Here is a 631-nt window from a genome sequence, read left to right as displayed (position 1 = left end):
GATTTCACCTTCGGTATCACCCATTACCGGCGCATCTTTCATGCCCTTCAAGTTAATATAGCCCCAACCTTCAGAGCCTGTAACCTTCCGTGGAAATGCAAAAGTCTGATCTATCGTACTGCCAATCGAGGTATGACAACCCATGCAGAAGTTATGTTCTTCATAGCTTTGTCTACGCATTGAACCGTCGGCATTTTCTATGAAGCCCAGAATCATCCAGCCAAAGCTGTTATCAAGCCCATGATCACCACGATTGATATACTTCGGCAATATTTCATCAATCTTTTCTTGTCGCTCGTTGCCATACATGGAAATCAAATCAGGCTCATCAAACAATTTGAATTTGCGCATGTAACGCACTTCCTTCATTCGTGGTGACACACCTATATCACCATCAGCTGACACGCCTACATAACGAACAGTATGAAGGAATTGAACACCTTCAGGGTAAAGCATTGGTACGACCGCTACATCAGACGCTTGCCCCACATAGAAAGCGGGTCTATCGATTTCGTAAATCACACCAAGGTGACCATCATTATTCAAGTCGGTACAAAATACGCGCTCATCAACTTGTGGCAAGGATACTGAATCCAGGTTTTTAATCGCCGCTTCCATAATCGCAAGGTTA

Annotated in this window: 1 pseudogene; it reads right to left on the bottom strand. The window is 44.1% G+C overall.

Annotation, left to right across the window (positions count from 1 at the left end):
- A pseudogene (locus tag A3763_RS27900) lies at positions 1–631 on the bottom strand (hypothetical protein); the annotation flags it as partial.

Source organism: Oleiphilus sp. HI0128 (assembly GCF_001635365.1).
The sequence above is the reverse complement of the archived record's forward strand: the minus strand, read 5'-3'. Positions and strand labels throughout refer to the sequence as shown.